The sequence below is a fragment of the Rhodanobacter aciditrophus genome (assembly GCF_042679525.1).
GTDB classification, from domain to species: domain Bacteria; phylum Pseudomonadota; class Gammaproteobacteria; order Pseudomonadales; family Marinomonadaceae; genus Marinomonas; species Marinomonas aciditrophus.
The window spans coordinates 68,938-93,898 of sequence record NZ_JBHTMN010000009.1 but is presented as its reverse complement, the minus strand read 5'-3'; the positions used below and the strand labels follow the sequence as shown (position 1 = coordinate 93,898).

19 protein-coding genes are annotated in these 24,961 nt (G+C 47.1%); 13 read left to right on the top strand and 6 right to left on the bottom strand.

Translation table 11 applies throughout. The features are described from left to right. Window positions 1-74: 74 nt before the first annotated feature. The 4 genes from ACFQ45_RS08390 (at window position 75) to ACFQ45_RS08375 (ending at window position 3,590) form a co-directional block, all read left to right on the top strand. Window positions 75-308 (top strand): Trp family transcriptional regulator, encoded by a 234-nt coding sequence (locus ACFQ45_RS08390; RefSeq protein ID WP_377366611.1) that lies wholly within the window; start codon window positions 75-77, stop codon window positions 306-308. After that, window positions 301-1,686: an anthranilate synthase component I family protein gene (locus tag ACFQ45_RS08385; RefSeq protein WP_377366609.1), complete on the top strand. Its 1,386-nt coding sequence runs from the start codon at window positions 301-303 to the stop codon at window positions 1,684-1,686. The genes ACFQ45_RS08390 and ACFQ45_RS08385 overlap by 8 nt, the downstream gene beginning before the upstream one ends. Before the next feature lie 9 nt (window positions 1,687-1,695). Then, on the top strand, window positions 1,696-2,358 hold the full coding sequence (locus ACFQ45_RS08380; protein ID WP_377366607.1) for an anthranilate synthase component II: 663 nt from the start codon (window positions 1,696-1,698) through the stop codon (window positions 2,356-2,358). 215 nt (window positions 2,359-2,573) lie between these two features. After that, window positions 2,574-3,590, top strand: coding sequence for an adenosine deaminase (locus tag ACFQ45_RS08375; protein WP_377366606.1), 1,017 nt, complete (start codon window positions 2,574-2,576; stop codon window positions 3,588-3,590). 63 nt (window positions 3,591-3,653) lie between these two features. Here the strand turns inward: ACFQ45_RS08375 and ACFQ45_RS08370 are convergent, their stop codons facing one another. Continuing rightward, window positions 3,654-5,273, bottom strand: a complete 1,620-nt coding sequence (locus ACFQ45_RS08370; RefSeq protein ID WP_377366604.1) for a carboxylesterase/lipase family protein — start codon at window positions 5,271-5,273, stop codon at window positions 3,654-3,656. Between the two features lie 198 nt (window positions 5,274-5,471). Here ACFQ45_RS08370 and ACFQ45_RS08365 point away from each other — a divergent pair, with 198 nt between their 5' ends. After that, window positions 5,472-6,662 (top strand): leucine-rich repeat-containing protein kinase family protein, encoded by a 1,191-nt coding sequence (locus ACFQ45_RS08365; RefSeq protein ID WP_377366601.1) that lies wholly within the window; start codon window positions 5,472-5,474, stop codon window positions 6,660-6,662. Window positions 6,663-6,728: 66 nt separating this feature from the next. Here ACFQ45_RS08365 and ACFQ45_RS08360 read toward each other — a convergent pair whose 3' ends face one another. Next, on the bottom strand, window positions 6,729-9,776 hold the full coding sequence (locus ACFQ45_RS08360; RefSeq protein ID WP_377366599.1) for an efflux RND transporter permease subunit: 3,048 nt from the start codon (window positions 9,774-9,776) through the stop codon (window positions 6,729-6,731). A 2-nt stretch (window positions 9,777-9,778) separates the two neighbouring features. Then, a complete protein-coding gene (locus ACFQ45_RS08355) occupies window positions 9,779-10,909 on the bottom strand; it encodes an efflux RND transporter periplasmic adaptor subunit (RefSeq protein ID WP_377366597.1) in 1,131 nt (376 codons plus the stop codon). Between the two features lie 197 nt (window positions 10,910-11,106). Between ACFQ45_RS08355 and soxR the strand changes: the two genes are divergently transcribed. Beyond that, window positions 11,107-11,553 (top strand): redox-sensitive transcriptional activator SoxR, encoded by a 447-nt coding sequence (gene soxR / locus ACFQ45_RS08350; RefSeq protein WP_377366594.1) that lies wholly within the window; start codon window positions 11,107-11,109, stop codon window positions 11,551-11,553. 57 nt (window positions 11,554-11,610) lie between these two features. Here the strand turns inward: soxR and ACFQ45_RS08345 are convergent, their stop codons facing one another. From ACFQ45_RS08345 to ACFQ45_RS08335, 3 genes are all read right to left on the bottom strand, one after another. Further along, complete coding sequence (locus tag ACFQ45_RS08345; RefSeq protein WP_377366592.1) at window positions 11,611-12,855, bottom strand: saccharopine dehydrogenase family protein; 1,245 nt, start codon at window positions 12,853-12,855, stop codon at window positions 11,611-11,613. 42 nt (window positions 12,856-12,897) lie between these two features. Then, a complete protein-coding gene (gene nspC, locus ACFQ45_RS08340) occupies window positions 12,898-13,995 on the bottom strand; it encodes a carboxynorspermidine decarboxylase (protein ID WP_377366590.1) in 1,098 nt (365 codons plus the stop codon). A gap of 177 nt (window positions 13,996-14,172) precedes the next feature. Continuing rightward, window positions 14,173-15,498 carry an aminotransferase class I/II-fold pyridoxal phosphate-dependent enzyme gene (locus ACFQ45_RS08335; RefSeq protein WP_377366588.1) on the bottom strand — a complete coding sequence of 442 codons (1,326 nt, stop codon included), beginning with the start codon at window positions 15,496-15,498 and terminating at the stop codon, window positions 14,173-14,175. Between the two features lie 400 nt (window positions 15,499-15,898). On the opposite strand from ACFQ45_RS08335, the gene ACFQ45_RS08330 reads away from it, so the two are divergent. The 7 genes from ACFQ45_RS08330 (at window position 15,899) to ACFQ45_RS08300 (ending at window position 24,960) form a co-directional block, all read left to right on the top strand. After that, entirely contained in the window at window positions 15,899-16,306 is a 408-nt protein-coding gene (locus ACFQ45_RS08330) for a TIGR01244 family sulfur transferase (protein ID WP_377366586.1), read from the top strand. Window positions 16,307-16,320: 14 nt separating this feature from the next. Continuing rightward, on the top strand, window positions 16,321-17,574 hold the full coding sequence (locus tag ACFQ45_RS08325; RefSeq protein ID WP_377366584.1) for an NAD(P)/FAD-dependent oxidoreductase: 1,254 nt from the start codon (window positions 16,321-16,323) through the stop codon (window positions 17,572-17,574). A gap of 671 nt (window positions 17,575-18,245) precedes the next feature. After that, window positions 18,246-21,212, top strand: coding sequence for a bifunctional diguanylate cyclase/phosphodiesterase (locus ACFQ45_RS08320; protein ID WP_377366582.1), 2,967 nt, complete (start codon window positions 18,246-18,248; stop codon window positions 21,210-21,212). 33 nt (window positions 21,213-21,245) lie between these two features. Then, complete coding sequence (gene siaA / locus ACFQ45_RS08315; RefSeq protein WP_377366580.1) at window positions 21,246-23,255, top strand: biofilm regulation protein phosphatase SiaA; 2,010 nt, start codon at window positions 21,246-21,248, stop codon at window positions 23,253-23,255. A gap of 1 nt (window position 23,256) precedes the next feature. Then, window positions 23,257-23,793 (top strand): biofilm regulation protein kinase SiaB, encoded by a 537-nt coding sequence (siaB, locus tag ACFQ45_RS08310; protein WP_377366578.1) that lies wholly within the window; start codon window positions 23,257-23,259, stop codon window positions 23,791-23,793. 10 nt (window positions 23,794-23,803) lie between these two features. Next, entirely contained in the window at window positions 23,804-24,181 is a 378-nt protein-coding gene (siaC, locus tag ACFQ45_RS08305; protein ID WP_377366576.1) for a biofilm regulation phosphoprotein SiaC, read from the top strand. After that, the gene (locus tag ACFQ45_RS08300) at window positions 24,178-24,960 is read left to right on the top strand and encodes a diguanylate cyclase (RefSeq protein WP_377366575.1); all 783 of its coding nucleotides are present in this window, start codon (window positions 24,178-24,180) and stop codon (window positions 24,958-24,960) included. The genes siaC and ACFQ45_RS08300 overlap by 4 nt, the downstream gene beginning before the upstream one ends. The last annotated feature ends 1 nt before the right edge of the window (window position 24,961 follow it).

The window sequence follows — 24,961 nt, the reverse complement described above, 5'->3', positions numbered from 1 at the left end:
TAATTCCGACGGATTGCAATTGTTTGATGGGATCTATATTGTACTAGTACATTGATACATCAAGGTACGCCTCTGTGCAGAATTTGATTCATTATTTTTTAGACACTCCAGATGCTGAGGTCATGGCGCGTAAGCTGAATGCTTTGTTAACGCCTAACGAAATCAGTGAGATGCAGCACCGCTTACAGATTTTTGCGTTGCTGGAAGAAGGGGTGCCACAACGAGAAATTGCCAAACAATTAGGTGTGGGCATTGCCACTGTCACTCGTGGTTCCCGCGCTCTGAAGGAATTAAAAGAACATGAGTAACCTTCCACCACGCATCGAGTTACCACGTAAACCTAAGTACGTGACCATAAGCTCTGACTGTGACTTTTTCGGCATGTTTAAAAAGGTCGAAAAGCAATTTGAAAACTGCTTTATGCTGGAATCCCTAGGGGAAGAAAGCTACATCTCACGCCACTCGATCATTGGCTTTGACCCAGAAAAGCTACTCTGGGCGGAAGGAAAAAAGCTGTTTATCCAAGAGCGTGACGGCGAAACCAATGCTTACGAGTCTGACAACCCTTATTATTTGTTGCGCAGCATTGTGCCGCAAAACATCTTGTCTCGGATGTACGCTGGCGGTTTAACCGGCTACATCGGCTACGACAGTATGAATTATTTTGAGCCGACCTTAGATTTGCAATCCAGTGATATGTTTGATGCGTTCCGCTTTGGTTTGTACAAAGATGGATTGATCTTGGACAAGATGACGGGTGAGGTTTTCTACTTCTATTACGATCAAGATCGATCAGAGCAAGTGCAAGCCTTGTTGGATGCGCCGATCCCTGCCAATGGCCCATTGACGATCACCCCTGCGGGTGAGTCCATGAGTTGCGAAGATCATGCAAGCGCAGTAGACAAGGTGAAGCAGGACATCATCGAAGGCAAGATCTTCCAGTGTGAAGTGGGCTTCAAGAAGTGGTTTGACGTAGAGGGCGACACCATCGGCATTTACGAACAAATGCGCGAAGTGAACCCATCACCGCAAATGTATTATGTGAAATTTGGTGAGCAAAAAGTCATTGGCGCGAGTCCAGAGCTGTTATTCCGCTTGCGCCAAGGGGAAATGGAAACCTTCCCGTTAGCGGGTACAGCTAAGCGCGGCGTGGATGATAAGGAAGACGTAGCCCTGGCTCGTGCCTTGTTAAATGATCCAAAAGAAATCGCTGAACACAATATGATTGTTGACCTACACCGTAATGACATCGGTCGTGTGGCGCGTTTTGGTACGGTTAAGGTGCGCTCTCTGATGGACATTAAACGCTTTAGCCATGTACAGCATATTTCCAGTGAAATCGTGGGCATTATCGCCGAAGAGCATGACATGTTCTCAGCATTAGCGAGCAATTTCCCCGCGGGGACGCTGACCGGTGCGCCTAAGATCGAAGCCATGAAGATCATTGATGACATGGAAAACGATGGTCGCGGTCCATACGGCGGTGCCGTGGGACAGTTCTCTTTTAATGGGGATTGTAACTTCGCGATTCCGATTCGTACTGTGTTTGCCAATGGGGGTAAAGCCTATGTGCAAACCTGTGGTGGCAATGTTTATGATTCTAACGCCGCAGATGAGTACCTAGAAATCCAACGTAAGTTCGCAGGCACCAAGCGTGTCCTCGATCAATTTGCACCAGAGCAGTAAGGGTAGAACATGAAGGTTTATATTATTGATAACTATGACTCGTTCACCTACAACCTTTACCAATACATTGGTGAGATTTTGATGAGCGAACAAAGCCGCGGCCGCATTGAGCAGTTTGAGGTGGTGGTGAAGCGTAATGACGAAGTGACTCTAGAAGACATCAAGGCTGCCGCACCGGATCGCATCATCATTTCCCCTGGGCCGGGCACCCCTGAGGACGAAGCCTATTTTGGCGTGTGTGCCAGTGTCATTCGTGAGTTGGGACAGAGCATCCCACTGATGGGTGTGTGTTTAGGAATGCAGGGTATTTGCCATGTGTTTGGCGGTAATGTCATTAAGGCGCACTTGCCCATGCACGGTAAAACCAGTCCTATCTCCCATAACTGCGAAGGTATTTTTCATGACATTCCTGATCAGCTGGAAATCATGCGTTATCACTCTTTGATGGCGGAGCCAGAGAGCTTGCCAGAGTGTTTAGAGGTGACTTCTGTAGTGGGTGACCTTGAGGTGGCAGATTTTGCTAATCATGACGTCATCCACCAAGGTGGGGATTATGAAATCATGGGGGTACGCCATAAGACGTTTCCCATTCAGGGGATACAGTTTCACCCAGAATCCTTTGCCACAGAGGGTGGCCGTGACCTGATCAAGAACTTCTTATTTCAGGTATAGTTCGGATGTGAGTTAAAGTCAGAAGAGGCGCTTAGGGCGCCTCTTTTTGGTTTCTGCTTAACCATTCACGACGATTTAGTCCACCAAATGTAATTTAAACAACCAGTTAGGTTTTCAATCCTGTTAAGCCCTGCTAATTTTAACTTATGCGCCTCTGGCCGCCCTCGACGCACCCAGCGTCACGTTTTAAGGTTTTATTAGTAAGGGGAACATCAATGACGGGCTCTCAATCTTTATTGGATTTGGCCATGAAAATGCCAAAAGCCGAATTGCATTTACATATCGAGGGTACATTTGAACCTGAGCAGATGTTTGCTATCGCCCAGCGTAATCAGGTTGCGTTGAAATACGATTCTGTGGACGCGCTGAAAGCCGCCTATCAGTTTGAAAACCTGCAAGATTTTTTAGATTTGTATTACCAAGGGATGTCCGTGCTGCTGAAAGAGCAGGATTTTTATGACCTCACCATGGCGTATTTGAAGCGTGTCCACGAAGACAATGTGGTACATGTGGAAATCTTCTTTGATCCGCAAGGTCACTTGAGTCGAGGGGTAAGCTTCGATACTCAAATTAAAGGGATCTATGGTGCTCTAAAAGACGCTGAGCGGGATCTAGGGATCACTTTTAAGCTGATTATGTCCTTCTTGCGTCATCTGGATGAAGCCAGTGCATTCGAGACATTGAAGCTCGCAAAACCCTATTTAGATTGGATCGATGGGGTGGGTTTGGACAGTTCAGAGCTGGGCCATCCCCCTGAAAAGTTCGTTAATGTATTTCATGAGTGTCAGTCCCTAGGCTTGAAGGTGACCATGCATGCAGGGGAAGAGGGACCGCCAGAGTATGTTTGGCAAGCCCTTGATGATATTGGTGTGGATCGTATCGACCACGGCAACCGCGCCTTGGAAGACACTAACCTAGTAGCAACGATTAAACGCCAAGGTTTGACCCTAACGGTTTGTCCTTTGTCTAACCTCAAGTTGTGTGTGGTGGATACGTTAGTGGAACATCCTATTCGTAGTATGTTGCGCTTAGGCCTTAACGCCACAGTAAACTCGGACGATCCCGCTTATTTTGGCGGTTATATGAACGATAATTTTGCTGCTTTGGTGAAGGATACAGAGATCACCAAAGAGGAGTTATATAAGCTGGCGTGTAACGCTTTTGAGGGCAGTTGGTTGGATCTGGAAACTCGCTCTAAACATTTGGCGACCTTAAAAGAGATGTTTGCTTAAGTCCCATTCAGTCGTAAAAAAGGCCTCTTATGTAAGAGGCCTTTTTTGTTGCTTCTGGAAGGATTAGTTTGTCTGAGGTGCTTTGACCCCGATGTTCCAGTTCCAAGGTAGACCGCCATGGGCGAAGCGACGAGCAATGATCTCGTCGTTAAGCTCAAACATGTTTGGCATCAGGTGCTTATCAGCGCGCGGCTGTTGCTCCAAGGCCACATAGTTACGCTCTTCACCATAGGGAAGCCAGTTTGCTGCGCCTTCTACTTTTGGTCGACCATTACGAATAAAGGACGCCCAGTACTCTGATACGGCCTCGCTGAATTGAGCTTCTTCAAGGGTCAGAGGTGGACGCGGCCAAGCGGCAACGGTGCGATCAAAAGTATCGAAGATATAGGGCAATTCTGAAGCATGGAAGGCGTTAATGCCTGCCTCGTCAGTGGCACGGTAATGGTGATCAAAGAAATAGAAATAGGAAGGCTTACCTAGCTCTGTTTGCTTGCGCACTAGATTTTCTGCGGTCCAACCGTACATGGCATCCCGTACAGCAGTTTGGGAGCTTTCCTTCATGTCTGAGGAAGGGTGCTGGCGCAAAAACTCTTCGCCAAGATCCCCGTAACGGGCTTTGATAATGGATTCGTATTCGCTGGCGCTATCAGGCGCTGGTGGCGCGAGGAACGGCAAGGTGCGAATTTCCCCAGCGTTAAAGCCTGCCAGTACTGGCACAGGGGCTTGCTCACCACGATTAAAGGTATCCACTAGCTGACGGCGTAAAATCTTGCCATCCACTGTGCCGGATGGAAAATAGTGAGCGTTTGCAGCGGCGTTAACCAAATCATTGGCATCCAGTTTACGAAGCCCTTCCACATTGAGTTTCAAAGCCTGTGATATTTTTTGGCCGATGGCTTCTGCGGGCAAATCTCCATGGGAAGAGGTGCGCAGTTCTGGGGTGGAGATCATGTACGCGCTTTGAACGATTGCCTGCTGGAACAGTCCTCGAGCTTTGGGGGAAGCCATCAAATACAAAGCGCTTAACCCGCCAGCGGATTCTCCCGCTAGGGTGACGCTATCAGGATTGCCACCAAAAGCAGCGATGTTGTCTTGTACCCATTTCAGAGCTTGAATTTGATCCAGTAAGCCGTAGTTACCTGAGATATTGTCTGGGTTTTCCGCGCTCAGCTCAGGGTGGGCCATGTATCCTAGAATACCAAGACGGTAATTGATGGTGACCACCACAATGCCTCGTTCTGCTAATGCGGTGCCGTCATAGGTCTGATCGTGACCCGCGCCAGACACCAAGCTGCCTCCGTGTACCCACACCATTACAGGGGCGTTTTCTACATTGTTAGGGGCCCATACATTCAAGTAAAGGCAATCCTCGGAAAGCTTGGGTAGTTGAGGCGCGTATAGGTTATCAGCGGGAGCGCTGGGTTGTGGGCAGCCTGCGGCAAATTCGTCTGCCACGAGTGTTTCTGTCCAAGGGGATAGGGGCTCTGGTGCACGCCAGCGTTTTTCCCCGATAGGGGGCTGGGCATAAGGTAAGCCCTTATAGACGGTGACTGTCTCGCCAGTCACACCTTGTACAGGGCCTGCTGGCGCTTGTACGATGGGCTGAGCTAAGGCTCCGCCTGAGATAGAACCAGCCATGGCGGCGGCCAGCAATACCTTTCCTGCTTTATTGCTAGGTTTCATAACGACTCTCCTTGATAATGTTACTCATTTGATGCGCATGATCGCATCGTGCAATCACGTTCGGTACATCTGAACATTAGCGCTAATGGTGGTATCAGATAGCGATAATGTCAATATTATAGGGCGTTTATTAATTGATCAGGATTGCCTTGTTTGATTCAGGCATAATAGGGCTTTTGAACGGGGCGGAGAGACGAGGTGCACACCTTAGAGCAATTACGTAAGGGCGAGTTAAAGGGGATTAAGCGACTGCAATTGAGTGAATCTTTGGCAGAGTTCCCAGAGGAAATTTATCAGTTAGCGGATTCCCTCGAAGTACTCGACTTATCAAATAATCGTTTGCGGGACTTACCTTCTGACTTGACGCGCTTAAAGCATCTTAAAATCTTTTTTGCGTCTAATAATCTGTTTGAGCATGTGCCAGATGTGTTAGGCGACATGCCTAATCTAGAAATGATTGGCTTTAAGCATAACCGTATTGAGTACGTGTCAGAGCAGTGTTTGCCGAAACAAACACGTTGGCTGATTCTGACCGATAACTGTCTTAAAGCTTTGCCTGACAACATAGGTGAGCTTTCGAGACTCGAAAAGTTTGCCTTAGCGGGCAATCAGCTTACAGCCTTGCCGACTTCGTTTGCTCAATTGCACAATCTTGGTTTACTGCGTATTTCTGCGAACGCCTTAACGCATTTCCCAGAGGCTCTATTGGCCTTACCTAAGTTGGCTTGGTTGGCTTTTTCTGGGAACCCGTTTTGCCCAGCCCAGGACGAGCATCTGGACTTTAAACAGGTGCATTCATCAGATGTCATGCTGCATGAAGTGCTGGGCATGGGGGCGTCAGGAGTCATCTCCCGAGCCACTTGGCGTACTGATGAATACGCCTTTCCAGAGCAGGTGGCCGTGAAAGTGTTTAAAGGGGAAGTCACCAGCGATGGTTCGCCCAAGGATGAGCTGGATGCTTGCTTGACCGTGGGCAGCCACGAAAACTTGGTCAAACCTTTGGCCCATATCCATGAGCCTGATTGTGCTGCCTTAGTCATGGATTTGATCTCCTCGGACTATTATAACTTAGGGCAGCCGCCGAGCTTGGAGACCTGCACTCGAGATACCTTCACCAAGGGGCAAACCTTTAATGCAGAACAAGCTGAACACATCATCACGCAAATGCGGGATCTGGTGGCACACCTAGAAAGCAAGCAAGTCAGTCATGGGGATTTATACGCCCATAATGTGCTGATTAACCAAGCAGGACATATCTTGTTTGGGGATTTTGGGGCCGCGTCAAAGTACCACAACCTAACACCTGCCCAACAAGCAGGCGTGCAGGCGATAGAACGCCGAGCATTAGCCCATTTTGAAGACGATATTCGCGGACTGATAACCCCCTAGGATGGGTCAGGCTGATAAAAAAAGCCCAGCATGAGCTGGGCTTTTGAGTGTCAGATAAGTCAAATATTACAAATCTTGGACGGCTTTGCCTCTGTGGCGGTGATCACCAGCCAGCAGACAATAAAATGTGGGCAGCACGAATAGAGTAAATAATGTCCCAATTAACATTCCCATGACGACCACAATACCGATTGAGAAGCGGCTAGATGCTCCTGCCCCCGCTGCAAGTAATAATGGAATGAGTCCCGCCACCATGGCCGCAGTGGTCATTAAGATCGGGCGCATACGGACCGCTGCGGACTCACGAATCGCGTCTATTTTAGACATTTGTTTTTGTATTTGTAGATCGTTGGCAAAGGACACCATTAAGATGCCGTGCTTTGAAATCAAACCAATTAGAGTGACCAGTCCTATTTGGGTATAGATATTCAGTGTGGTGTAGCCAAGATAGATAGGAGCTAATGCACCACAGATCGCCAGCGGAACCGTTATTAAAATAACCAGTGGATCCCGGAAGCTTTCGAACTGTGCGGCAAGCACCAAGAAAATAACAATTAACGCAAAGCCGAATGAAATGGTGAGTTGGTTGCCTTCTTGAATGAATTGGCGACTATTAGAGAGCCAATCTACGGTTGTGCCGTCGGGAAGTGGTTGTGATTGTAAGAAGTCGACGGCTTGTCCCATGGTAACGCCTGGCATTAATACAGCTGATAAGGTGGCGGAATTCATTTGGTTAAACTGAGGTAGCATATTGGGTTGAGGCTTCACATCCACATCCACAATGGTGGATAGAGGAATCAGCTTACCAGCAGAAGTGCGAACATAAAATTCACCGATGTTGTCGGGCGTTAAACGTTGTCCTTGGAGTGACTGGGTTATCACATCATATGAACGATCAAACCAATTAAAGCGGTTGATGTAGTTCTCACCCACTAGAATGGCTAAAGTGCTCGCTATCTCAGACATAGAGACCCCCATGTCTCCTGCTTTAACGCGGTCAATTGTGATTCGTGCTTCGGCGCTGTCAAAGGCCAGGTCGAAGTCGACAAATGCAAACAAGCCGCTTCCCCAAGAGGCACCAACTAACCCCATTAATGTGCCATAAATAGTGCTGAAATCATTAGTTGAACGAATTACCATTTGTACCGGTAAACCACCGCTACTGGCAGGTAATGGGCTGTCTTGAAATAACGACGTATAGACGCCAGTGATTGGTCCAGTTCGGCCAGCAAGCTCTGCTTGAATTTGGTCTGCTGAACGTTCTCGTTGGGACCATTCATCTAAAATTATGCCACCAAAACCTATGTTGGCGTTATCACCACCTATTGCAAAGAAGCTACCGTTGAACTCTGGGATGTCAGAAAAAATCTGATCGACTTGAGCGCTGTAGCGGCGAGTATAATCAACATTGGCGTATTGTGGTGCTTTTGTTTGAGCGAATACGTAGCCCATGTCTTCTGGTGGTGCGAGCTCTTTTTCCGAGCCTAAGAAGAGTATGACTATGCCCGCTAGAATCGCGACACTAGCAAAGAGTACAGCACCGCGAGCTCGTAGTATTTTATCGAGCAGGCGACTATAGCCATTGGTAATGCCTTCCATATAGTACTCGACCATTTTAGCCATTTTTGACTCAGACTGTTTTGAGCTGAGAAGCTTGCCGCTCATCATGGGCGATAGGGTGAGAGCGACCACTCCTGATACGATTACTGAGCCAGCTAAGGTAAAGGCAAACTCTTTAAATAACGCCCCTGTTAACCCTCCCATTAGACCAATTGGAGCGTACACAGCAGCCAAGGTGATGGTCATGGAAATAACAGGGCTAATGATTTCTCGAGCCCCTACCAGGGCAGCGTTGAAAGGCTCTAATCCCTCTTCGATATGGCGGTGAATGTTTTCCACTACCACAATGGCATCATCGACAACCAGACCTATGGCCAACACCATTGCTAGTAAGGTGAGCAGGTTGATAGAGAAACCAAATGCCAGCATCAAGGCGGCGGTACCAAGTAGCGAAAGTGGGATTGTGATGACTGGAATAATCACTGCCCGGAGCGTGCCTAGAAAGAGAAAAATCACCACAATAACAATGAGAATTGCTTCAATTAGGGTGTGTTTGACTTCCTCAATGGAGGCATTAACAAAATGTGCTACATCGAAGCGGTTGATCACCTCTAGGCCAGGAGGTGCAACACGCTGAATGTCTGGTAGTAAGCTTTTAATAGCATCGACGATTTCTAGCGGGTTGCCGTCTGGTGTTGGCGAAATAGTAAGGAATACCGCGTTGGTACCATCTGCAATAGCAGCAGAGTCGTAATTTTGCGCCCCCAGTTCCACAGTTGCTACATCACTTAAACGTACCACACCTTTTACGCTGTCTTTGACCACCATTTCACGGAAGGCATCAATATCTTGCAGATCCGTACCAGCGGTAATATTAATCGCCGTATCGGAGCCTTTCAGTTGTCCGGGTGATGCTTGGATGTTGTTGGCGCGTAAGGCGTTGGCTATATCGCTGGCTGTCATATTGCGAGCGGCGAGTTTGGTTGTGTCTACCCAAATACGCATTGCGTAAGATGCCCCTCCATCCATTCGCGCTGAAGCTACCCCTGAAACAGAGGTGACTAGGGGTAAGGCGACACGATCGGCAAAGTCGACAATTTGGGGGGCGTCTAAGGTATCGCTTTTAAATGCAATGTATTGAATTGCTGATGCGCCGTCTGTGATTTTAGATATGACTGGGTCTGCGACGCCCTCAGGGAGTCGATATTTTATTGTCTGAACCTTAGATAAAATTTCTGTCATCGAGCGATCCGCATCGGCGTTTAGGACCAGCTTTGCCGAAATATGACTCTTACCCTGTTTCGATGAAGAGGTAATGTATTCAATACCGTTTGCGGTGGATATAGCTTGTGCAATGGGGGTTGTTACAAACCCCTGCATCATGTCTTGAGTCGCCCCAGGTAATGCAGTATCGATGGTGATGGTAGCACTTTCCATTTTGGGGTATTGGCGTACTTGTAAGTTGTAGGTAGCACTGACACCTATTAGTAAGATTAATAAACTAACAACGATCGATAAGATTGGGCGTTTGATAAATAAATCAGTGAACTGCATGGCTAGTATTCCTCAGTCCCTTTCAACTCAGACACGGCGACTTCGGCACCAGGTTGAATGCGGTTTTGTCCCACTGTGACAATGACATCGCCAGCATTGAGGCCGGAGGTTACCTCCATTTGATTACCTATACGTTTACCAACTTGCACGCTGATGATTTCGGCATTGCCCTCTTTGCGGGGATCGCTGCCACGGATAATGACGGCGCTGTAGCCTTGAGCTGAGGTTTGTATTGCTGTGTTCGGGACAAGCAATGCTTGTTTGCGGGTATTCAAAGAAAGTGAGGCGTTGACATACATACCTGGACGTAATGCATGGTCGGAGTTATCAAGTGTTGCTTGAACTTGGATGTTGCGTGTCTCTGGATCCACTTGTGGCTCAATAGCATTAACCCTTGCTGTAAACGAACGATTTGGATAAGCGTCAGTTTTTAATTTTACCTGAGCACCTGTTTTTATCTCCGCAAGCACTTGTTGTGGAACGGAGAAAGTCACCAATAATGTGTCTAATGCCGTTAAAGAAACAACATGCTGACCTAAACTTAAGTACTCCCCAAGGTTGACTTGGCGAATACCTAATTCCCCAGCGAAAGGTGCGAAAATTTTCTTCTGACGAATAGCGGCTTCGACACGTGTTACCTCTGCTTGTGATTGGTCATAAGTGGAGCGGCGAACTTGTAATGCATCTAAGGGTTCAACACCTGTTTCGGCAAGACGTTCTGAGCGATCCAGTTGGCTTTTGGCTAATTTGGCGTTGGCTTTTGCAGCATTTAAGGCCGCTTGTTCCGTAGCATCGTTTAAGGTAATCAAGGGAGCTCCTTGCTCGACACTGTCACCTGACTTGAAATGAATATTGGCAACACGCCCTGCGGTTTCTGCTGCTAACAGCACTTGCTCTGCTGCACTTAAAGTGCCGATTGCTGCGAGTGTGATAGGTAAGTCTGTTGGCCTAACTTGCATAGCTGTGACGGGGACGGATTGAGGTTGCCAAACCGGAGCTTGGGCTTGTCGATAATTTTTCATGTAGTACATACCACCAAAGATCCCAGCTAACACCAGCCCCGTCACAGCAAAGATCCATATAGGTGTAGATTGGTTTATTTCTAGAGGTGACTTAAGATCTTGGTCGCTCATAGGCCACCTCCAAGGAAGGAGATAAAGACTACTAATGGGGGCATGGCATAGACAAAGTTAATGCCGGGATAGGTAGGAAAGCTTGTGCAATGCATGTCGGCTCCAATGAAAATAAATGGATAAAAGGCACTTGAGTGTGCATACCGACGGGGATAATATTACCTCAAGTATACTTGAGGTCAATGACATTTCTTACCATGAATACAAACAAATTATTAGGGGTAGGAGAGGTTGCTCAACGCAGTGGTGTTGCGGTTTCGACCCTGCATTTTTATGAAAGTAAGGGGCTGATTCAAAGTTCGCGTAATACCGGAAACCAGCGGCGCTATCATCGATCTGTCCTGCGTCGTATAGCGATAATTCGCATTGCCCAGCGAGCGGGAATCTCACTTGCTATGATTAAAGAACATCTAGATACATTACCGCAGAGCAAAATCACGGCGGAAGAATGGCGTGTGCTTAGTTTCGAGTGGCATGTGATGTTAAATGACAGGATTAACAACTTGTTACAGCTTCGCGATCAAATGGAAGGGTGTATAGGCTGCGGTTGTTTATCTCTAGAAGAGTGCCCATTGCGCAACCCCGATGATGTGGTTGCTGAGCAAGGTCCGGGAGCGCAACTATTGAAAGATGTGAGTATTTAAGTGAGCGATAAAAAAAGCCCAGCATGAGCTGGGCTTTTAGGTTCAAGGCATTGGAAATTATGCCTGATATTCGAATGGACGGTCGCCGTTTTCGTCTTTGATGCGAGTAGGTAGCCCCATCTCGTTCAATAGACCGAGGAATGGGCGAGGGTCTAGCTGCTCAACGTTACGCATTTCTGCGCAGTCCCAAGTACCGTTGGCAACCAGGATGGCTGCTGCGACAGGTGGTACGCCCGCCGTGTAAGAGATACCTTGGCTGCCCACTTCGTTGTAAGCGTCTTTGTGGTCGGCAACGTTGTAGATGAAGACTTCTTTTTCTTCACCATCTTTGATGCCTTTAACCTTGTCACCGATACAAGTTTTACCTGTGTAATCTGGTGCAAGAGAAGAAGGATCAGGCAAGACTGCTTTGACGACTTTAAGAGGAACTACTTCTAGACCTTCTGCCGTTTTAACTGGCTGCTCAGACAGTAGACCTAGGCTTTGTAGTACCGTGAAGACGTTGATGTAGTGTTCACCAAAGCCCATCCAGAAGCGTACGTTTGGTACGTCTAGGTTTTGAGAAATAGAGTGCACTTCGTCGTGGCCACTCATGTAAGACGTTTGCTGACCTACGACAGGTAGATCGTCGGTACGGCTTACTTCAAACATTTTGTTGACGTTCCACTCGCGATTCTGCCAAGAGTACACAACACCGGTAAATTCACGGAAGTTGATCTCTGGGTCGAAGTTAGTCGCGAAGTATTTTCCATGGCTACCTGCGTTGATGTCGATAATGTCGATATCGCTTACGCTGTCAAAGTAGTGGTTGTACGCTAGGGCGGCATAGGCGTTTACTACACCCGGATCAAAACCTACGCCAAGGATTGCGGTCACGCCTTTCTCTTTACATGCTTCGCGACGTTTCCATTCATAGTTTGCGTACCATGGTGGTGTTTCACAGATTTTCGCTGGGTCTTCATGGATGGCTGTGTCTAGGTAAGCTACGCCCGTTTCCATGCAGGCTTCGAGTACCGACATGTTGATGAAGGCTGAACCCACGTTGATCACGATCTGAGAGTTCGTGTCTTGGATCAATTTAACCGTTGCGGCAACATCTAGTGCGTCAAGAGCATATGCCTGAATGCGGCCCTCAACTTTTAGCGCGCCTTTCTCGTGGACACTGGCAACAATATCTTCGCATTTCGCAACGCTGCGGGAGGCAATGGCGATATCGCCCAGTGTGTCATTGTGTTGGGCGCATTTGTGAGCCACAACGCGTGCAACCCCTCCAGCACCAATGATGAGTACATTTTTTTTCATAGTAGAACACTCTCCAGTTTAGAAGTGATGCAGCAACCTTTATTAAGAAAGGTTGTGCATAAAGTCGTCGTAATCAAATTCGCGAACCAGTTCAATGGTGCCATCTAATTGTTTCACCGCGATGGAAGGCATCTTGACGCCGTTGAACCAGTTTTTCTTCACCATGGTGTAGCCGGCAGCATCCTCAATGGAAATGCGGTCGCCTACTTTTAGTTCATGGTTGAATTTAAATTCACCAAAGATATCGCCCGCTAGGCAAGATTTACCACAGATCATGTATACATGTTCCCCGTCACAGGGAGACATGCGCGCACTTTCACGGTAGATCAAAAGATCCAGCATGTGGGCTTCGATAGAGCTGTCGACAATGGCTAGATTTTTGCCGTTAAAGAGGGTGTCTAAAACGGTGACCTCCAATGTCGTGCTCTTAGTAATAGAGGCTTCGCCTGGCTCAAGATACACTTGGACGCCGTACTTGTCTGAAAACGCTTTTAAACGCGCACAGAACTGGTCAATTGGGTAGCCTTCTCCTGTGAAGTGAATACCACCACCTAGGCTGATCCACTGCATTTTTTCAATCAAGTGGCCGAAGCGCTCTTCAATTAAGGTTAGCATCTCGTCGAAGCGATCAAAGTTGTTGTTCTCACAATTGTTGTGAAACATGAAGCCAGAGATCTCATCAATAACGCTTTCGATACGCTTTGGATCCCATTCCCCAAGGCGGCTAAATGGGCGCGCAGGGTCGGCGATAATGAACTCAGAGGTACTCACCTGAGGGTTCACTCGCAGGCCACGGGTTTTGCCTTGGCTGGCTTCTTTAAAACGTTCGAATTGGCCAATGGTGTTGAAGATGATCTTGTCACTGTTTTCCAGGACGTCTTCAATTTCATTGTCTGCGTAGGCCACACTGTAAGCGTGTGTCTCACCGGCAAACTTCTGTTTCCCAAGCTTCACTTCGTACAAAGACGAGGACGTGGTGCCATCCATGTACTCTTGCATCAGGTCAAACACCGACCAGGTTGCAAAACATTTCAGTGCCAACAAAGATTTCGCGCCAGAGTGTTCGCGAACGTAAGCAATCTTCTCTAGATTCTTGAGAAGTTTGGCTTTATCGATGAGGTAATAAGGAGTTTGTAACATGGCCGCCGGACTCGATTTTGAAAAGGCGGTATTTTAGTAGAAAGGTATTAGGGTTACTAGCGTGAAATGTGTCTTTTCACTACGTTTTCCCTGCGTGTTTACGCCTTATAGCGACACATGCCCAAGAATTGGAGCCACACAATTTTAGGGAGGCTGTGTGACTCCAAAAACTTTGAATTAACTGGGGAAGCGCGCTTTAAAGCGTACTAAACGGTCAGCTAAATCTTTTAGTTGGTGGTCTTGAACTTGGGACACACAGGCCCGAGCACCATTTATGTGTTCGGAGCCCGTATTGGCTAAAGAGATGGCGCTGATGCCGTGATACAAGAGCGCTGTCAGTAGCTCGTCGCCCCTAAGACCTGGGTATTGAAAGGTGAAGTAAAAGCCATCGCTGAGTGGCTCTCCGTTATCACTGTCATACACCAGCTTGAAACCATTATCGATGAATAGCTGCTTCATCTTCTCTGCCCGCTCTTGGTACACCTTGGTAAGGTTTAAAAATGGCAGCGCACCATCGTTGGCAGCTTTCAACATGGCAGCCAGACCGTACTGGGTAGAATGGGTCACCCCTGAAGACAAACCGTGTAATGCTCCAAACACCATGGCTTTACCGAATTGCTCGCTGCCTAGGGTTGTTTTTAGTGTTGGGAATGAGCGATTAAATAGCGCTTCGGAAATCACCATGCTGCCAATGCGCTGACCTGCATAACTGAATACTTTGGAGCTAGAGATCAAAAGAGCGTATTGATCCGTATAGTGAGCAATGGTCGGTTGATAAGGGGCTTCCCCTGGTACCGAATAATCAGAGCGATAATCCATCCCAAAGTAAGCCAGATCCTCAATCACGATCACATCATAACGTTTGGTCACGTCCGCGATGATTTTCAGCTCTTCCTCGTTGAAGCAAATCCAAGCGGGGTTATTTGGGTTGGAGTATAAAAGAGTGGTGTAGTCTCCTGTTGAGAGGTGCTTTTCAAGCTCATCACGCAAGGCTTCACCACGGTAGTTGTACACATCAAAGCTGCCCCATTTTTGGTTGATCATGGATAACTGGCGTTTTTGATTGGGAAACCCAGGATCGATAAAGAGAGTGGCGCCCTGTTCTCTGATTCGGTTGCCAACTACAAACATGGCCAACGCCCCTTGAGCCGCCCCAACTGTAGGGAAGCAGGTCTCTGGTGTCACATCAATATTTAAAAACTGCTTACAAAAGCGGCTGATTTCCGATTTAAGAGCCGGAACGCCCTCAATCATGGGGTATTTTGACCCTACGCCTTGTCGCAATGCCTCAGCTTCCGCAGCGATGCCAATCTCAGGAGCTGGTAACCCCGGCACTCCCATCTCCATGCGCACGTATTGGGTACCTGTCTGGGCCTCGATTTTATTGACGAGGGAAACCAGCTCTCGAATCCCCGCTCGGGCCATGGACTGAATACCGGATTGCTCTAAACAGTGGGAAACCGCATCTGCATCAATGGGGGTGTCTGAAAATGTCATAGTCATGGGTATGTGCTTTTCTACTTTATAAACGATGGAAGCAGACTAGCGAGAATCATAGATCAAGGGGAATAGTTATTTTTTAGGGTGGATATAGGTTGGCGTAGATGAGGCGTTTGAAATGATTTTTTGATGGGTGGGAATTTTTTTAAATAATTGAAAATAAACAACTTATTAAAGATTTTTGATTTGTCTGTTATGCATAAAAAGCATGATTTAAACGAAATAAATCGCATGCCTCACATGGGGTTCTAAGTAGTGGATTGCAATTTTTTGTCACAGGGCCTGTGATTTATTGATCGGATAATTTAATATTAAATTATCCTAATGTTATAAGCTTATTCCATAATGTTATTTAAGGTTGGGGCGTCTATTAATGCCCTTATTGAACCCTTTGGAGCCAACTATGAAACGTATCACAAATGATTTTTATGTGGCTGAGCAACTTATGCCAGCGGACTTGAGTCGCCTGTCTGAAGAAGGGGTTCAGCACATTATCTGCAATAGGCCTGACAACGAAGGTGAAGGTCAGGTTAACAGTGACAAAATTGAATCTGTGGCAAAAGCCTTGGGCATACAGTTCTATTTTTTGCCTGTCTCTCCGGGGGTATTTTCTGACACATCCATCGCTCAATTTGGTGAATTAATAGGAACCTTGGAGGGCAAGGTGTTGGCGTATTGTCGCACAGGTACTCGCAGCCTCTCCCTATGGACTTTGTCCAATCCAGAGCATAAATCCCGTGCCGAGTTGCTCTCATTGGCAGAGTCTTCAGGCTACAACATGTCCGGTTTAATTGACCGGGTTGCAGAATAATCGGAGAGTTTCAAATGTCTAATAATAAACATCATGAAGTGGTTATCATCGGAGCTGGAGCCGGTGGTTTAGCGGTTGCGGCGAGTCTATTAAAGCGCCGCCCCAGTATCGATATTGCTGTGATTGACCCTGCGAAAGAGCACTCCTATCAGCCGGGCTGGACTATGGTTGGAGGGGGCGTTTTCAAAGCTGCTGTGACCCGTCGACCGATGGCTTCTGTCGTACCTAAATCCGTTACCCATTATGAGGCGTCAGTGACCACATTTTTACCCGATGATCGGGCGGTGGTGCTGGCCAATGGAGAGTCTATTTCTTACGGCGTATTAGTGGTGTCTCCTGGATTAAAACTGAATTGGGAGGCGATTCCAGGCTTAAAAGAGACCTTGGGTAAAAATGGTGTGACCTCCAATTATCAATGGGAAACGGCTCCGTACACGTGGGAAAACGTGCAAAAGCTGAAGCGTGGCAAGGCTATTTTTACTCAGCCTCCTATGCCCATCAAGTGTGCTGGTGCGCCACAAAAAGCCATGTATTTATCCTGTAGCGAATGGCAGCGTCAGGGAGTTTTGAAGGATATCGATGTCGAATTCTGTAACGCTGGCGGTGTGCTATTTGGGGTGGCGGATTATGTGCCAGCCTTGATGGGGTACATTGATAAATACGGTATTCAATTAAATCTTGGGGAGACCCTGGTTGCGGTGGATGGTGAGCATCAGGTTGCCACCTTTGAAGTAACAAACGCTGATGGTAATAAAGAGCGAGTAGAGAAGTCCTTTGATATGTTGCATGTGTGCCCACCTCAGTGTGCCCCAGACTTTATTAAAGACAGTCCCTTGGCGGATGAGGCGGGTTGGGTAGATGTGTATCAAGACACCTTGCAGCATAAGCGTTACAAGAATATTTTTGGGTTAGGGGATGGTTGTAATACACCGAATGCTAAAACGGCTGCGGCAGTGCGCGCCCAAGCGCCTGTTGTTGCGGAAAATGTGTTGTCAGTTTTGGCAACGCAGTCACCTTACGCTCTTTACGATGGTTATGGCTCCTGTCCATTAACGGTAGAGCGAGGAAAAATTGTACTGGCGGAGTTTACTTATGGCGGTAAGGTGAAGCCGTCTTTTCCAAAATGGTTCATTGATGGTACACAGCCGTCCTATCTTGCTTGGCTATTAAAGGAAAAGACTCTGCCATGGATCTATTGGAATGGCATGCTAAAAGGACATGAATGGCTTGTGAAGCCGACGATCTTATCTGATGCACCAAAACGCTAACAGTGGGTCATTTAGAAGCGTCAAAAATAGGAAGCTCCGGCTTCCTTTTTTTATGGCCACAAAATAGTATCAGTTTGTGGATAAATTGAATCACATGACTGGTTGCTATTTGCTCAATTCCTTGTTGAGGTATAAAACTGCTTTCTTTTCAATCAGCTAGGGTCAAGTTAGAAGTTATTTCGAGCTGTGGATAATGAAGTGGATGGTTTTTAAGCTCTGACTTAATTAAGTGGCCTTGTTTTCAAGCTACTGCTGGGTGCCGCAAATTGTCATCATTTTTAGGGGAAAAGTATTTGAAAGGTGTGCTGGGTCTAAGTTGTTGTTTCCAGTTACTCGCTCTTTAATAATTAGCATTCCAAGTGTATTGAAATGTATAGTTATTAAATGATTCTGTAATCAATGTTTTGGATTAGCGCTTTATTTGAGAGTTAGATTTCTTTTAATATACTGATAAATAAAGATTTTTGACGCGGTGCTAAGTAAAGTGTCTATTTTCAATTGGGCAAAGGTAGGCTGTTAGTTGCGAACTTAGTGGTAATGTTTGGCAGAGTGCTTACATACTATTACAGCATTAAGTTGCAAATGCCTGTATTTTGCTCATTCTGGATAGCATATTTTGCATCACGCATGGATCGCTAAATTTTGGCTATGTTTGGGTTTATGTTGTCACTATGAGTGATCCATTTAAGAAAAGAATATCCCGACACGCTTTGTCTTTAAGCGTGGTCGTTTTTCTGTTGGCCGGTGCCATCGGACTGTATATTTCGACTGTCCTAAAAGAACAGCATGTTCGTACTGAACGAGCGAAGGCTGTGTCTCTTGTCCAAACTCACGCCTATCATCTACAAAGTCTTTTAGAACATACCCTTTCAAGTAATTATGCCTTAGCCAGCCTTATCCATGAATTTGGCGGTTTTACGCGATGGTTCCCCCGAGTCGCCCAGTCCCTTCATCGTATTTACCCAGAAGTAAACAACTTTGCTTTATCTCCAAATGGCATTGTTGACCAGGTATATCCAATGGAAGGAAATGAGCAAGTGATTGGTTTTAATCAACTGAAAGACTTGGCTCAGGGAGAAGAAGCGCGCCGAGCGTTTACCAAACAAGAAATGATTCTTACAGGGCCGGTTGATCTAGTGCAAGGAGGGCAAGGGGTCATTGCTCGTTTACCTGTGCTGATCGAAGATCGCTGGGGGGGAGAGGATCAGTTTTGGGGCTTCACCAATACTGTGATTAAGATTGAGCCCCTGTTGACGTCGGTGAACTTGGGCGGTCTCTTTGAACAGGGCTTTTCCTACCGGCTATCCCGAACAGATTTACCTGAAGAGATTTTGATATCTGAGCAGGTGAGTAATGGGTTTGATGAGCCTGTATCGGTGTTTTTAGAGCTGCCCAATGTGCAGTGGCAGCTTCAGGCCGTGCCAGTTGATGGTTGGGTTCCTAACTCTCTGATTGGTATGTACGTTGTCGTTTCGCTGTTGGTGGCTGGCGTCATAGCGCGATTCGTCTTTTTGGCCTGTCGCATGCATGAGCAAAAACAGCAGCTAGCGTTTTTGCTGTCCGAGAAAACCCAGCAAGCACTTTCTACTGCTAGGCGTTTGTCTAGTACCTTGACGGCTATCCCCGACCCTTTAATTGAAATATGCGCTAACGGCACAGTCACAGATTTACATGTGCCCAGTGATGAAGCTGAGATCTACAATTGCTTCAAAGTGGGGGAGCATTTTTCTGCTCACTTGCCCCATGAAGCGGCGGTTGTGCTAGATAACTCATTTGCTGAAGCTTTGCGCAATGGGAGTCACAGGGGGGCGGTATTTAACCTAACCATAGGCGAGGTGAATAGCTGGTTTGAAGTATCTGTGGTCTGTAACCAAGCAGATAACCTTGAGCACCATCAAAGCTATGTTGTACTGCTAAGGGACATTACTGTGCGCCAAGATGCGGAAGAGCAACTTCGTGTCGCTGCGACGGCGTTTGAGACACAGGATGGCATTCTCATCAGTGATAAAGACAACCATATAATCAAGGTAAACAAAGCCTTCGAACGCATCTCTGGTTATCGGGAAGAAGAGGTCATAGGCCAATCCCCAAGTGTGTTTAGCTCTGGTCGCCATGACGCTACGTTTTATCAGGCAATGTTCAGCCAGTTGGAAGAAACCGGCAGCTGGGAAGGAGAAATCTGGAACCGCAGGAAAAACGGCGAGGTGTATCCTGAGTGGCTCAGTATTTCCACTGTGTTGGATCAACAGAATAAAGTCAGTCACTATGTGGCGACTTTTAGAGACATTTCAGAGAGCAAAGCATCTGAGCGTAAAATTCGTCAGCTTAATTACTACGATAGTTTAACTCGTCTAGCAAATCGCAACTTGCTGATCGAAGGTATGAACTTCATGATGCAGGATAAAGGGCTGTATAACCGCCAAACGGCCGTGTTGTTTATCGACTTGGACCACTTTAAAGATGTAAACGATGTCTGGGGGCATAAAGCGGGCGATCAATTGTTGCAAGAGGTGGCGAAACGACTTTCGGATGCCACACGAGCAAAAGATACTGTGGCTCGTTTTGGTGGTGATGAATTCATATTGCTGTTAGAAGACGTGGATGTATCCGTTAACCCTGATCGTCTAGTGTATCGAGCTGGGCATGTGGCTCGTAAAGTATTTAAAGCCTTTGAGCGTCCATTTGTATTGGAAGGTAATGATTATCAGGTGACCGTGAGTATTGGTATTGCCATCATGGATGAAGCCAGTGAAGATCCTCTTGAAGTCATCAAACAGTCAGAGTTGGCTATGTATGAAGCCAAAAACACTGGGCGCTCCCAATACTGCTTCTACAAAGCCAGTATGCAAGAGCGGGTTCTGGCGCGGGTTCAATTAGAAAGTGATTTACGCCACGCCTTAGAGCATGATGAGTTGCAATTGTTTGTTCAGCCCCAGTGGAATGGCATGAGAGAAATGGTTGGGGCAGAAGCCTTATTACGCTGGCATCACCCTGAGCGGGGCATGGTATCTCCAGGGGTCTTTATACCTGTAGCGGAGGAAAGTCGACTGATTCTGCCAATTGGCGAATGGGTGCTGCGCGTTGCTTGTGCTTGGATTGCCCAATGGCAGAAACAGGAAATGACAGCTTTCATCTTGTCGGTAAACGTGAGTGCCGTGCAGTTTTCTCAAGACGATTTTGTGGACCAAGTGCAGCGTATCCTAAAAGAATACAATGTCCCTGCAAATAGCCTACAGCTTGAGCTGACGGAAAGCATGTTGGCCCATGATGAGCAGGATATCATTGCTAAAATGGAAGCCTTGAAGGCCATTGGCGTGCTGATTTCCTTGGATGACTTTGGTACCGGTTACTCCTCTTTAAGCTATTTACATCGTTTGCCAATCGATCAATTGAAGATCGATCAATCCTTTGTGGCCAATATAGAACAAGGCGCCAAGAACGCCTCCCTAGCAGAATCCATTATCAGTCTGGGCCATAGTCTTGGTATGGAAGTGATCGCCGAAGGGGTTGAAACAGACCCGCAATTTAAGTGGCTGAATGATAAAGGTTGTGATCTTTTCCAAGGTTTTGGCTTGGCTCGGCCAATGCCTGTTGAGGATATGTTGTCCTTATATCGCAATACAGTGGACGTAGAGTAGCGCCCAACTGATTTTTAGAAGGAAGAAAAGCTCGTGGCACGTTGGGGTTTGAGGTGGAAATCGCTATTGGTATTAATCATGGCGGGTCTTTTAGCCATTGGCTTAGCTATAGCTATGGGATGGTACGTCATCACGGAAGGTCGGCAATATTCAGCGACGACCTATTCTGAAAGTTATACGGAGCTCAATTACCAAAAAATCCTGACTCCTATGATTCGTGAGTTGTCCTTAGCACAGCGATTTGCAGATCTAAGCTCTCTGAAAAATTGGCTGAGTGAGCCCTCTGATCAGACCGCCAGAGCCAGTGCTATGGAAGATATTGCGTCTTTTCAAAAAGGATTCGAAGGTGGTGCGGTGTTTATCGCCTCGGACAAAGACCTGCAATATTACTTCTATGATGACTACCTACCCGTGGGTGGTCCTGCCCAGTATTACATCGATGAAACGGTTCCTGCCAACAAGTGGTATTTCCTCACCCGGAAACAAGATAAGCCCTACGACATTAATGTGGACCTGAATGAGTACCTAGACAAAACCAATATCTGGCTCAACGTGCAGGTGCGTAAGGACGGAGAGTTTCTTGGTATTGCAGGGACTGGGTTTGCCCTTGGCAAATTTATCGCAGATTTTGCTGCATCCCCACAACCTGGAGTGCAACCCTTTGTGGTGAATGGCACTACCGGAAGCATTGAAGCGCATGCAAATTCGAGTTTTGTATCCATTGATGGAATCGCTGGTGGAGATGATGGGGAGACCATTTACCAGCTAGTGGATGAGCCCGAGTCCCTTGAGCGTCTAAGAGCCGCAGTGGCGAAAGCCAAGAGCTCCTTTGAGGTAGAAACCATCAAGGTGAAGTTCAATCAAGAAGATTACATTCTAAGCCTGCGTTATATGCCGGAGTTAAACTGGTTGATTGCCACCAGCGTTAACCTTGCGAAAGTACGCTTACTGAATACCGACCTTATCATGGGCGTGGGCGTGGTATTTGCGCTGTTGTTGTTGGTGGTATTAGTGTTCTTTGGCTTGGCTGTAGATCGTCTAGTGTTGCAGCCCATTCGTCAATTACAGCAATCCGCCAAGGCCATTTCCCAAGGCTCCTATGATGTACGATTACCGGTCAAGTTTGATGATGAGATTGGTGATTTGAGTCGCACCTTTAACCTGATGGCGCAGCAGGTGGAAAGCCATACGAGTGAGTTGGAGCTAAGGGTTAAGGAGCGAACCAGAGAGCTGGAAAACAGCCACGAAGAGATTCAAGCGGTTAACCGAAAAATTGGCGCTTCTATTGATTATGCTAGCCTGATTCAAAAAGCCATTTTACCAGATGGACAATTGCAGCAGTTTTTAGGGGACCATCACAGTGTCGTATGGCGTCCGCGAGACATTGTGGGGGGAGACTTCTATGTGTTCCACACCAATGAGCAAGGGTGTTTGCTGGGGGTAGTGGATTGTGCTGGCCACGGTGTTCCGGGAGCATTAATGACAATGCTCATGCGAGCGGCGATTGATAAAGCCATTAATGAGCTAGGGATCGCAGACCCCGCAAAACTGTTATATTCTATCGATTCAACCATTCGATCAATGTTGAATGATGACTCTACTAATGCCTCCGTTGCGACAAATGCCGACGTAGGATTGGTATTTATTGGTAACAAGAGTTCAGAGCTGCGATTCTGCGGCGCTAAGATTTCGTTGCATGCCAGTGACGGCAAACAGGTGTTAAAGTACTCCGGTGCCAAGCGAGCCATAGGGGATCGTAAGCAAGGGGAATATGAGAACGTGGACTTGCCTTTGTCTGGTTGGACCTATTACATGACCACCGATGGCTACCTAGATCAGGCTGGCGGCGAGAAACGTTTTGGCTTTGGCAACAAGCGTTTTGAACAGCTATTAATGGACAATGCACAAAAACCTCTCTCAGAGCAGGCTGGCGCGTTTACCGACGCTCTGGATGCCTACATGGGGGATTTACCGCAACGGGATGACATTACCGTATTGTCATTTCGTTTCGAGAAATGGATGAATGGTGAAGGGGAGGATTGATATGTTTGCACCGGATTTATATGAGCTGCGAGCGCGCTTTGACGATGAAAAAATTCTGTTGTGCTTCAATGGGCCGATCTCCCGTAGTTTGATAGAAGAGATTGGAAACGCTCTTCGCAATTACCTTAAGAGTGAACAGGCTTCTCCCGCCGCCGCATTGGATGTTTTTGCCGTGTATATAGAGCTGACACAAAATATTCGTCACTATGCGGCCCAGTCTCCGATTGGTGGTGCCGAAACCGCCACCGTCGTCGTGAGCTTCAAAAATGATCATTACCATATTTCAGCAGGTAACCTTGTGCGTCTGGAAGACGGCGAAGCTCTGGTGGCGAAAATTGAAGCATTAAGCTCCCTAGACAAAGCTGAGCTAAAGAAAGTCTACAAAGAGCAGCTGCGTAAACCAAGGGATGAAAATGCCATCAGTGGGGCAGGCTTAGGATTAATAGATATGGCGCGTAAGGCCACCGCGCCAATGGCCGCATCGGTCAAAGCAATTGATGAGACTAAAGCCTACTTTAGTGTAAGCGTACAAATTTGAGATAACCAAGATGAATGATTTAAAAATAGCGCCAACCCAATCAACCCCTTTGATTGAGACAGATACTGGTCGTGGCATTGTGTACATGGAAGGGGACTCTTACCCTGAAAACTCCTTTGAATTTTACGGAGACTTAGTGGCGTGGGTGGATGAATTCCTAAAGCAAAATGACCGTCCTCTCACCTTAGAGTTGTCCCTCTTGTACCTCAACACCAGCAGTATCAAAGTGATGATGGATATCTTTGATGAGTTTGAAGATGCTCACCATGGTGGACGTGAAGTGACCGTCAATTGGCACTATGATGTAGACAATGAAAGGGTTGCTGAATTGGCAGAAGAGTTTAAAGAAGATTGTACTTTTGCCTTTAACATAATAGGCCAAGAATGAAATCAAACATTAAGGACCTTGAAAAGCGTGTAACGGATGCCTTGGGGGCGGTGGAGTATTCGGATCACCCATTGCACCAGATACTGGCTGATCTATGGGATTACAATCAGGATCAGTGGAATCGAGTAGAGCAGATGGTGCGTGTTTCAGACGCTTACCAAGACATGATGCTCAAGCGTGAGAAAACTTTAGGTGAGCGCTTTGACAAGCATATTCGCCAACTGGAGAAAATTACTCGCATTTCTGACCGTTATCAAACCGCCCTGCGAGAAGCGAACCTAGAGCTTGAGCATGCGTCCTTAATGGACACTTTAACTGGACTGCCAAATCGTCGAAAAATGCTGCGCCTGTTGAAGCGAGAGTTTGATCACCGACCAGAGCAATTGAAGCTGGCCATGATCGACATCGATTACTTCAAACGCATTAACGACGAGCACGGACACTTAGTGGGTGATGAAGTCTTGATTGCGGTTGGGCATTTGATCGAGCAATCGGTCGGGGAACTTGGTCATGTGGCTCGCTGGGGCGGCGAAGAATTTCTTGTGGTGTTTTCCCACTCCGATCAAGCGGAAGTCGAGCATTGTGTTGAAAGCCTAGTGAAGATCGTCAAAAGCGCTAAATTTGACGTACTAGATGGTCAGATGATCGAAACCTCTGTCAGTGTGGGGCTGGCGGTTTACCAACCTGAAGATACCATCGATTCCATGATAACTCGCGCCGATGATGCCCTTTATGGCGCTAAAAATTCCGGCCGTAACCGCTATCACAGCAGCCATTGAT

Bases quoted from the DNA above. Each gene is read 5' to 3' on its own strand.
- ACFQ45_RS08385 (WP_377366609.1), top strand. From the start codon at position 301: ATGAGTAACCTTCCACCACGCATCGAGTTACCACGTAAACCTAAGTAC.
- ACFQ45_RS08380 (WP_377366607.1), top strand. From the start codon at position 1,696: ATGAAGGTTTATATTATTGATAACTATGACTCGTTCACCTACAACCTT.
- ACFQ45_RS08375 (WP_377366606.1), top strand. From the start codon at position 2,574: ATGACGGGCTCTCAATCTTTATTGGATTTGGCCATGAAAATGCCAAAA.
- ACFQ45_RS08370 (WP_377366604.1), bottom strand. From the start codon at position 5,273: ATGAAACCTAGCAATAAAGCAGGAAAGGTATTGCTGGCCGCCGCCATG.
- ACFQ45_RS08360 (WP_377366599.1), bottom strand. From the start codon at position 9,776: ATGCAGTTCACTGATTTATTTATCAAACGCCCAATCTTATCGATCGTT.
- ACFQ45_RS08355 (WP_377366597.1), bottom strand. From the start codon at position 10,909: ATGAGCGACCAAGATCTTAAGTCACCTCTAGAAATAAACCAATCTACA.
- soxR (WP_377366594.1), top strand. From the start codon at position 11,107: ATGAATACAAACAAATTATTAGGGGTAGGAGAGGTTGCTCAACGCAGT.
- ACFQ45_RS08345 (WP_377366592.1), bottom strand. From the start codon at position 12,855: ATGAAAAAAAATGTACTCATCATTGGTGCTGGAGGGGTTGCACGCGTT.
- nspC (WP_377366590.1), bottom strand. From the start codon at position 13,995: ATGTTACAAACTCCTTATTACCTCATCGATAAAGCCAAACTTCTCAAG.
- ACFQ45_RS08335 (WP_377366588.1), bottom strand. From the start codon at position 15,498: ATGACTATGACATTTTCAGACACCCCCATTGATGCAGATGCGGTTTCC.
- ACFQ45_RS08330 (WP_377366586.1), top strand. From the start codon at position 15,899: ATGAAACGTATCACAAATGATTTTTATGTGGCTGAGCAACTTATGCCA.
- ACFQ45_RS08325 (WP_377366584.1), top strand. From the start codon at position 16,321: ATGTCTAATAATAAACATCATGAAGTGGTTATCATCGGAGCTGGAGCC.
- ACFQ45_RS08320 (WP_377366582.1), top strand. From the start codon at position 18,246: ATGAGTGATCCATTTAAGAAAAGAATATCCCGACACGCTTTGTCTTTA.
- siaB (WP_377366578.1), top strand. From the start codon at position 23,257: ATGTTTGCACCGGATTTATATGAGCTGCGAGCGCGCTTTGACGATGAA.
- siaC (WP_377366576.1), top strand. From the start codon at position 23,804: ATGAATGATTTAAAAATAGCGCCAACCCAATCAACCCCTTTGATTGAG.
- ACFQ45_RS08300 (WP_377366575.1), top strand. From the start codon at position 24,178: ATGAAATCAAACATTAAGGACCTTGAAAAGCGTGTAACGGATGCCTTG.